Origin of the sequence: Chryseobacterium sp. VD8, from assembly GCF_037149975.1 — a bacterium.
GTDB classification, from domain to species: Bacteria; Bacteroidota; Bacteroidia; order Flavobacteriales; family Weeksellaceae; genus Chryseobacterium; species Chryseobacterium indicum.
This window is the reverse complement of record NZ_JBBCQL010000198.1, coordinates 1-8,776: the sequence shown is the minus strand read 5'-3', so window position 1 is coordinate 8,776 and position 8,776 is coordinate 1. Positions and strand designations below refer to the sequence as shown.

The 8,776-nt window shown below is 35.4% G+C and carries 10 protein-coding genes; 6 read left to right on the top strand and 4 right to left on the bottom strand.

Features of this window, described 5'->3' with window-relative positions:
- Positions 1-195: 195 nt before the first annotated feature.
- Entirely contained in the window at positions 196-603 is a 408-nt protein-coding gene (locus WFK35_RS17615) for a hypothetical protein (protein WP_336733684.1), read from the bottom strand.
- A gap of 6 nt (positions 604-609) precedes the next feature.
- On the bottom strand, positions 610-1,062 hold the full coding sequence (locus tag WFK35_RS17610; protein WP_336733682.1) for a hypothetical protein: 453 nt from the start codon (positions 1,060-1,062) through the stop codon (positions 610-612).
- Positions 1,063-1,128: 66 nt separating this feature from the next.
- Between WFK35_RS17610 and WFK35_RS17605 the strand changes: the two genes are divergently transcribed.
- Complete coding sequence (locus WFK35_RS17605) at positions 1,129-2,628, top strand: carbon-nitrogen hydrolase family protein (RefSeq protein ID WP_336733680.1); 1,500 nt, start codon at positions 1,129-1,131, stop codon at positions 2,626-2,628.
- A gap of 50 nt (positions 2,629-2,678) precedes the next feature.
- Here the strand turns inward: WFK35_RS17605 and WFK35_RS17600 are convergent, their stop codons facing one another.
- Entirely contained in the window at positions 2,679-2,828 is a 150-nt protein-coding gene (locus WFK35_RS17600) for a bacteriocin-like protein (RefSeq protein ID WP_336733679.1), read from the bottom strand.
- Between the two features lie 938 nt (positions 2,829-3,766).
- On the opposite strand from WFK35_RS17600, the gene WFK35_RS17595 reads away from it, so the two are divergent.
- Entirely contained in the window at positions 3,767-5,413 is a 1,647-nt protein-coding gene (locus tag WFK35_RS17595) for an ABC1 kinase family protein (protein ID WP_336733677.1), read from the top strand.
- Between the two features lie 100 nt (positions 5,414-5,513).
- Complete coding sequence (locus tag WFK35_RS17590; RefSeq protein ID WP_336733676.1) at positions 5,514-6,878, top strand: flavin monoamine oxidase family protein; 1,365 nt, start codon at positions 5,514-5,516, stop codon at positions 6,876-6,878.
- 17 nt (positions 6,879-6,895) lie between these two features.
- Here the strand turns inward: WFK35_RS17590 and WFK35_RS17585 are convergent, their stop codons facing one another.
- A complete protein-coding gene (locus WFK35_RS17585; RefSeq protein WP_214589299.1) occupies positions 6,896-7,243 on the bottom strand; it encodes a winged helix-turn-helix transcriptional regulator in 348 nt (115 codons plus the stop codon).
- A 113-nt stretch (positions 7,244-7,356) separates the two neighbouring features.
- Here WFK35_RS17585 and WFK35_RS17580 point away from each other — a divergent pair, with 113 nt between their 5' ends.
- The 3 genes from WFK35_RS17580 to WFK35_RS17570 form a co-directional block, all read left to right on the top strand.
- A complete protein-coding gene (locus WFK35_RS17580; protein WP_336733675.1) occupies positions 7,357-8,121 on the top strand; it encodes a type 1 glutamine amidotransferase domain-containing protein in 765 nt (254 codons plus the stop codon).
- Between the two features lie 34 nt (positions 8,122-8,155).
- Positions 8,156-8,572, top strand: coding sequence for an OsmC family protein (locus WFK35_RS17575; RefSeq protein WP_442892078.1), 417 nt, complete (start codon positions 8,156-8,158; stop codon positions 8,570-8,572).
- Between the two features lie 4 nt (positions 8,573-8,576).
- On the top strand, positions 8,577-8,776 hold a 200-nt coding region (locus tag WFK35_RS17570), incomplete at its 3' end, for an NAD(P)-binding domain-containing protein (RefSeq protein WP_336733674.1).

Sequence of the window (8,776 nt, the reverse complement as noted above, 5' to 3'; positions counted from 1 at the left end):
TATGAAGATTTTGATCACATGAAAGAACACTTTACTGTAAAAGAGCATGCTTTTACAAAAGAAGAAGCGATGAAAGAAAAGTGGCGAACAATGTATGTAAAATATAATGAGGCAAAAGATTCTGTTGAAATGAGTAGTATTTCTAAGCTGTCTTTACCAAGATAAAATACAAATCCTATCTCTTGATGGGATTTTTTATTGATCAATATTGATTGTATTTCCACAAATATTAAAACAATCATCCAAAATTAATCTGGGTTCATCAGACTCAAAGAACCTGTCTTCTACATATAAATCATCTCCCATATTTATTTTGAATCTATAAGTCGTATTCGCATCGGTTTTTACTTTTAGCGAGTAGGTTTTATTTAATTCTAACGAAGTTTTAAAAGAATTGCTGCAAAGTTTCGGTTTACTAAAATATGCTTTAAGAGTATCATTACTAATATAATAAACATAATAATGCTCAGTTGAATCAATACTGTCGATCTTTGCGTTGAGCTTAATTGTTTCGGACTTGAAATAAATATTTTTAATTTTATAAGAACTGCATCCTATAATCAGGAAAAGAAGAATAACTGTGAGAAAATTTTTAAGAAACATACACGGTTATTTGTAAGATTTATAAGGATCCATATATTTAAGCAGTGTAAATCTCGGATTTATTTTGTTAGCTGTAATATTGCTGCAACTTACAAAATATTGAGACTTCATACTTGGCTCCCAAATTAGAATATCATTTTCAGTATAAGAGTTTTCAAAGTTATCAGGTAAAAAGCAACTTGCAAATCTTACTTCTTTGTTTAAAACTAAGGTATATTTTTTATTGAGTTTTATTTTTTTGTAATTAGGATTTTTAAAATTTTTATCATTAAAGCTTGTAAAAACACCTTCAATAGTATCATTTTTAAAATGATAAATAAAAATTTGATTAGCTGAATCTATCTTAAAGAATTTGCCCTTCAATATTACAGTATGATCATGCAAAACATATTTCTGATGATCTCTGGAAATACAGCTAAAAAGTAAAAACGGTGTTATTATTGTTATTAGTTTTTTCATAACAATTAAAGTTCTTGAAAACCTTTATCAATTATTTTTCCCTAAATTTAAGTAAAATTACATCAAATGCAAATAGAAACAAGACCATTAACGGTTCAGGATTATGATGAATTGGTCGTTACCATGAAGAGGGCTTATCCCCAAATGTCGGAATATGTCTGGTCTAAAAAAAGTATCGAAAAACTTACCCGGATATTTCCTAAAGGACAAATCTGCATTACGGTAGACGGAAAACTCGCAGCAGTTGCCCTTTCTATTATTGTGAACTATGACGAATTTGGCGACGATCATACCTATAGTGATATTACAGGAAATTATACTTTTAACACCCACCTTTCAACCGGAAATGTCTTATATGGGATCGAAGTCTTTGTGGATCCGGAATTTCGTGAACTGCGTCTCGGAAGAAGATTGTATGATGCGAGAAAAGAACTCTGCGAATTACTGAATCTAAGATCCATTGTTTTAGGCGGAAGAATTCCCAATTACCATAAACACAGCGATTTATCGCCCAGAGAATATATCCGCAGAGTTCGGGATAAAGAAATCTACGATCCGGTTCTGTCTTTTCAGCTTTCCAATAACTTTTTACCGATCAGGGTTTTAAAGAAATATTTGCCGGAGGACGAATCATCCAAAGAGAATGCAGTTTTACTCCAATGGAACAATATTTACTACAGCAAAAAACCAAACACCATGCAGGACAGCATCATTCGTTTGGGATTGGTTCAATGGCAGATGAGACATTTTAAGGATATTGATGCTTTTTATGAACAGGTGGAATTTTTCGTAGATGTAATGGGAGATTACAAAGCAGATTTTGTTCTCTTTCCGGAACTGTTCAATACCCCTTTATTAGCTCCTTTCAATAAACTTTCGGAGAGAGACAGCGTGATTGAACTGGCGAAATTAACCGAAGAAATCAAGATGAAAATCTCCGATTTGGCAATCAGTTATAATGTCAATATCATTTCCGGAAGTATGCCGGTTTTCGAAAATAATGATTTATACAATGTAAGTTACCTTCTTCACAGAGACGGCAGAGTAGACGAATACAGGAAGATCCACATCACGCCCAATGAGAAAAAATATTACGGAATGAAAGGCGGAAACGAAATCCGTGTTTTCGATACCGACTGCGGAAAAATTGGTCTGGTAATTTGCTACGATGTTGAATTTCCCGAGCTTCCGAGAATTTTAGCCGATCAGGGAATGAAAATTCTTTTTGTGCCTTACCTTACAGATACCCAGAATGCGTATATGCGTGTTCGTCATTGCGCGGCAGCGAGAGCAATTGAGAACGAATGTTATGTGGCAATTGCAGGTTGCGTAGGAAACCTTCCCGGAGTTAATAATATGGATATTCAGTTTGGTCAGGCTGCGGTTTTTACCCCTTCGGATTTTGGTTTTCCGTCGAATGCAGTGAAAGGAGAAGCCACCCCGAACACAGAAATGACATTAATTGTGGATGTCGATCTGAATTTATTGAAAGATCTGCATCATCATGGTTCAGTTCAGGTCATGAAAGACAGGAGAAAAGATTTGTACGAAACATACCTAAAATAGAAAAACGGAATGCATTTCTGCATTCCGTTTTTATTCTTTCAAAAAAGATCCTAATTCGGGCACAAAACAGCCGGACAGATTAATCCGGGACATCTTGGTCTTCCATCATCAGGACAGCACTTATTAGAGCAGTTTCTGATGAATCCGCTTCCTGCGATATTTTTCATTTGTTCTCTTGAAACTTTCTTTAAATTTTTCATTTTAATAATTTTTTAGCGTTGGTTTTAAATATTTTGTCATGGTAAAGTTAAAGAAAAAAATGATAGAATATTCATTTAGAGCTTTTTCCCGCTATCCACTGTATCTTTTTTGTTACTGGCTCCGCTTCGCTTCGCCCGCAACAAAAAAGGATGTCGTTTCTATCGGGGCTATGGTTGGAAGTTGCTTCATTAACATTAGGAAATAACCACAGAGTTTGTCAATCCTTAGAAATCTAAGCGCAAATCTTTCAGTCTTATATTTCTCTAATACTAAGTTTAGATTCCTGTGAAAAGACAAACTAAATTGAAAAGATTGAACAGCTTTATTATCATTTGCTGAGTGAAACGCCATTGCGAACGAAAAATATTTTCAATTCTTTTAAATAAAATCTTCACGATCTTTGTTTTAGAAAATAGATTCTTCAATTTGCACTGCTTCTTTCAGGATGACATATCGTATTTAATAAAATTTACTTCAAAAATTGCGATAAAAAACTTGCATTACACTGCTATCATTTGCTGAGTGAAATCGAAGATTCGAAGTCGTCAAACGCCATTGCGAACGAAAAATATTTTCAATCCTTTTAAATAAAATCCTCGTGATCTTTGTTTTAGCAAATAGATTCTTCAATCTGCTACGCTTCTTTCAGGATGACATATCGTATTTAATTAAATTTAATTCAAAAATTTGCGATAAGAAAAACTTGCATTACACTGCTATCATTTGCTGAGTAAAACACCATTGCGAACGAAAAATATTTTCAACCCTTTTAAATGAAATCTTCGCGATCTTTGTTTTAGGAAATAGATTGTTCACTGCGTCGCCTTTGATCAGGACAAACTGAAAGGGAAAATTATAAAAAAGCGATTTAAAATAGAAAATTAATTATTATCAATAGGAACAATTTTTGAATTAAATTGCAACTACATTTCAGACTATGTTCGATAAACAGCAAAGAAAATTAAAAAGATCTGCCCGGTTAATTTCCGTGTTAAGCAAATACGGCTTCAAAGATCTGTTGGCAAGAATGAACGGGGGAAATAAAGAGGAAATTCCCGCCAATTCCGATGAAGTCGTATCAAAAGGAACTGTTTACGAAAGAATCCGGCTCGTTTTGGAAGAACTGGGACCAACTTTTGTAAAGCTCGGACAGTCTTTCAGCAACAGGGAAGATCTTCTTCCGCCGGAACTTCTTCAGGAACTGCAGAATCTTCAGGATAAAGTGGAAACGGTTGAAATGAATGTGGAAGAAATACTGGAAAACGAATTCAGTATTTCGGTGAAAGATCATTTTGCAGATATTCAGAAACAGCCTTTGGCAACAGCATCAATTGCGCAGGTTTATAAAGCAACATTAATCGATGGAACAGAGGTTATTCTGAAAATTAGAAAATCAGAGGTTCAGTCTGTAATTGAAGACGATCTGCTGCTTATCAAAGATATGGAAAAACTGGTCTCTTCTTATTCCGAAATAGGAGAGAAGCTCAATCTGAAACAGGCGATTTCCACCTTTGAAAAATCTTTACTGGAAGAAGTTTCTCTGATTAATGAAAAGGAAAACATCCTGCAGTTCAAAAGAAATTTTAAAAACAGCAAAGAAACCTACGTTCCGAAGGTTTATGAAGAATTTTCCAACAATAATGTTCTTTGTATGGAATTTATTGATGGGATTAAAGTGACAGATACTGCATCTCTTTTACAATACGATATTGATCCTGTAAACATTTCCGAAACAGGTCTCAGACTTTTTGTTTCCCAGATTTTAGACTATGGATTTTTCCATGCAGATCCTCACGCGGGAAATATTTTGGTAAAAAAAGACGGAAAAGTAGTTTTTATTGATTTCGGTGCAGTTGGAAAAATTCCGCCGAATGACAAGGAAGTCCTTGAAAATCTTATTGTAAGTTTTGTTGCCAAAAATCCACATAAAATTGTCCGATACCTGAAAAAAATGGCGATCAGTTATGAGATTCCGGATGAAAGAAGATTTGAAAATGATGTGGAAGATATTCTGAATTTCGTTCACAGCACCTCTCTGAAAGAAATTAATGCACAGGTTATCATCAATAAGATGAAAGATGTGCTGAAAGATAACCGTCTTCATATGCCGGATTACTTTTATCTTTTATTCAAAGGGATCAGTCTTATCGAAGGAGTGGGAAGAACCATAAATCCAGACTTGGATGTGGTAAAAAGTCTCCATCCTTACACCAAAAAAATATTTACTAAAAAAATAAGTCCGAAAAATATTGTAAAAACGGGAATGGACAGAATGCTCATGTTTACAGACAGTGTAGACGAAATTCCCAAAGAACTACGTTCTGTTTTACAGAAATTAGACGAAAACAAATTCACTGTTTCCAGTGAAATCAAAAATATAGAAAAGACGAATCAACTGATAAAATCAAGCATTATCAATCTTATTCTGGCAATGGTTTTAGGCGCAAATATCATTGCAACGGCAATTGTATTTACTTCAGAATCGGGACCGAGAATCGGGGAATTGTCTTTGGTAGCCGTTTTAGGATTTATCTTTTCTGTATTTTTAGTAATTGTTATTTTACTGAGGGTTACGAGAAAGTAATTTCAAAACTGAAAAATTATTCAGAGCTTATTAAAATTTTTGACGTGCTGTGAAAAACAGATTTAAAATTGAATATATTTGTTTTTCAAAAAAAATACAAATGCAGCGCAGAAAATTTATTAAGAATACTTTAGCAGGTTTTCCCCTGATATTTTTAGCACCTTCTTTACTGGCTAACTCATGTTCTTCGGAAGATGAAACTGAAACTCCTAACGGAAAATCTGTCATCGTTATTGGTGCGGGAATTTCCGGTCTTGCTGCAGCCAAAAAATTGAAAGAAAAAGGCTTTGAGGTTACAGTTTTAGAAGCTCAGGAAAAAGTTGGAGGAAGATTAAAGACCAACAGAAGTCTGGGAATTCCTTTTGATGAAGGAGCAAGCTGGATTCACGGAATTAATGGCAATCCAATAACAAATCTTGCGCAGCAGGCAGGAATGCAGACTTTTGAAACGGTTGATGACAGCAGAAAATCTTACGATATTGGAGGAATTCTGCGGAGTAATACCGTATTTGATAATACGGAAACCGAATATTACAATATTCTTTCCACTTTAAAAAACAGCGGAAATCCGGCGCAAAGCTTTCAGACCGTTTTTCAAAATTTATATCCGGATAAATTCAACAACAGGTTATGGAAATTTTTTCTTTCTACCTATTTTACCTTTGACAGGGGAGATCTGGATAAAGTTTCTTCCGTGCTTTATGATGAAGGAGAAGAATTCGGAGGGTCAGAAAAAATAGCAACTAATGGTTATGATACGATTGCCAATTTCTTAGCTTCCGGACTTAATGTTAAATTTAACGAAAGAGTTAGTAAAATAGATTACAGCAATACCAAAATAAAAATAACACACAACGGAATTATTTCAGAGGCAGATTATGTGATTGTAAGTGTTCCGCTGGGTGTTTTAAAAGCCAATAAAATTGAATTTCTTCCTTCACTTCCTGCTGCAAAGCAAAACGCTATCCAAAAAGTGGGAATGAACTGTGTAAATAAATTTCTTTTAATATGGAACACCGCTTTTTGGGATGATGTACAGTATATTTCCTACACACCGGAAACAAGGGATAAATTCAATTATTTTGTGAATGTAAAAAAGTTCCATCCGAATGTAAATGGGTTAATGACTTTTGCCTACGCAGATTATGCAAGACAAACAGAGACAATGTCAGATTCTCAGGTTATCTCAGAAGTTATGAGCCATCTGAAAGATGTTTACGGAAACAGCATTCCGAATCCTTCAAATTTGCTTCGTACCAAATGGCAGAATAATGAAAATTCTTTCGGTTCCTATTCCTATACGGCAGTTGGTACAGAAATGTCCCATTTCGATGATTTGGCAGAAGAGGTAAACGACAGACTTTTCTTTGCCGGAGAGCACACGGAAGCAGATTATTTTTCAACGGCTCACGGTGCTTACTTAAGCGGAATTCGGGAAGCTGACAAAATTATAGCGCTGCTTTAAATGAAGTAACGGTTAAATTATTTTTCTTCAATGCCGAAATCTTTCATCAGCTCAAATCCGTAATTTCTTAAAGTTGAAATAATTTCTACAGCTTTTTTACCGCGTTCTGTAATGTTGTATTCGGTTCTTGGAGGAACTTCCGGAAATATTTCTTTGGAAATAAAGCCATCTTCCAGCAATTCTTTTAAACTCTTAGAAAGCATCCTGTCTGAAATATGAGGAATGCTGTTAGCCAATTCCGAGTAACGCCATGCTTTATCTTTCAGACGCCAGAGAATAGGCATTTTATAGGTTCCGCCTATTTTGCTCATGGCAAATTCAACAGGATTGTGAAAAAGGTGCTTATCCGAAACAAAATCAGGCATACTTACATTTTTGTGTGTTTCTTACAAAGATAGCCATTATTGATTTTCTTTCCTACTCAGAATTATCTTTGTTTTATCAAAATTAGAGATTTTAAAAACAAAAAAAACAAAAAATGGAAAAAGTAAAAGAAGTAAATAGTTATGTTCATTTTCACGGAGCTCCCGTAAAAGGTAAAATTCTGATGGTGGCAAGCTCGCCGAGTGTGAGTAAACAAACCAATTGGCCAATCGGTTTCTGGGCAGCAGAATTAACTCATCCTTTAAGAGTTTTTCAGGAAGCAGGTTACGAAGTGGAACTGGTTTCAACAGAAGGAGGAAAACTGGAAATGGACGGATATTCCAATCCTTTGGACGAAAGCGGTTATTCTGCACATGATGTAATTTCTTTAGGGTATATGCAGAAAACTGACTTTAACGAGATGCTTGAAAATACAAGAAAACTGACTGAAGTTAATGCAAAAGATTATGATGCGGTTTTTCTGGTTGGCGGACAGGGACCAATGTACACTTTCAGAGGAAATAAAGATCTGGAACAATTATTTGTGAGTTTCTATGAAAGCGGAAAGCCAAGCGCAGCGGTTTGCCATTCAACAACATTATTATTGGAAGCTAAAAAATCAAACGGTGAATTGCTTGTAAAAGGAAAAACCTGGACCGGTTTTGCTGACGCAGAAGAAGAGTTTGCAGATCAGGCGGTCGGAATGAAAATTCAGCCTTACAGAATTGAAGAAGAAGCTAGAAAATTACAGGAAACAACATTTAAAGTTGCGGCTCCGTTTAGTTCATACACTATTCAGGACGGGAATTTAATTACCGGGCAACAGCAGAATTCGGGAGCGGCTGCTGCAGAATTAGTAGTAGAACTTTTAAGTAAATAATTATTACAGTTTAAGATTGATTAAACAAAATATCATGCAGATCAAAAGAAAATCAACCGCAGTGTGGAGCGGAACAGGAAAAGACGGAAAAGGAAACCTTACCACGCAAAGTACAGTTTTAAAAGAAACCCAATATGGTTTTAGTTCCCGTTTTGCAGACGGAATCGGAACGAATCCTGAAGAACTGATTGCCGCAGCTCATGCCGGTTGCTTCAGTATGAAACTGGCTTTTAATTTACAGGCTGCAGGTTTTTCGGCAGATGAATTGAAAACTGATTGTGAAATCGTTCTGGAAGACGGAAGCATTACTCAGTCTAACATTACTTTGGCAGCAAAAGTTTCCGGAATTGAAGCTGATAAATTTGAGGAGCTTGTAAAAGATGCGGAAGTCAATTGTCCGGTTTCTAAACTGCTGAATGCAAAAATTACTGTAAATTTCACGTTAAACTAAAAATATGAATATAGCAATCATCGGCTCCGGAAATGTAGGCGGAGCTTTGGCTCAACAGTGGATAAAAGCGGGACATACTGTTTTGATAGGCGCACAATTTCCTTTGAGTGAAAAAAATATTTCCCTTGCAACAAAAATCGGGGAAGATCGCTTTGCGGTGATCGAAAATGCGGTGAAGCAGTGTGAAGTTGTACTTATTGCAAC

Coding starts and splice junctions, on each gene's coding strand:
- WFK35_RS17615 (WP_336733684.1), bottom strand. CDS start 603: ATGTTTCTTAAAAATTTTCTCACAGTTATTCTTCTTTTCCTGATTATA.
- WFK35_RS17610 (WP_336733682.1), bottom strand. CDS start 1,062: ATGAAAAAACTAATAACAATAATAACACCGTTTTTACTTTTTAGCTGT.
- WFK35_RS17605 (WP_336733680.1), top strand. CDS start 1,129: ATGCAAATAGAAACAAGACCATTAACGGTTCAGGATTATGATGAATTG.
- WFK35_RS17600 (WP_336733679.1), bottom strand. CDS start 2,828: ATGAAAAATTTAAAGAAAGTTTCAAGAGAACAAATGAAAAATATCGCA.
- WFK35_RS17595 (WP_336733677.1), top strand. CDS start 3,767: ATGTTCGATAAACAGCAAAGAAAATTAAAAAGATCTGCCCGGTTAATT.
- WFK35_RS17590 (WP_336733676.1), top strand. CDS start 5,514: ATGCAGCGCAGAAAATTTATTAAGAATACTTTAGCAGGTTTTCCCCTG.
- WFK35_RS17585 (WP_214589299.1), bottom strand. CDS start 7,243: ATGCCTGATTTTGTTTCGGATAAGCACCTTTTTCACAATCCTGTTGAA.
- WFK35_RS17580 (WP_336733675.1), top strand. CDS start 7,357: ATGGAAAAAGTAAAAGAAGTAAATAGTTATGTTCATTTTCACGGAGCT.
- WFK35_RS17575 (WP_442892078.1), top strand. CDS start 8,156: ATGCAGATCAAAAGAAAATCAACCGCAGTGTGGAGCGGAACAGGAAAA.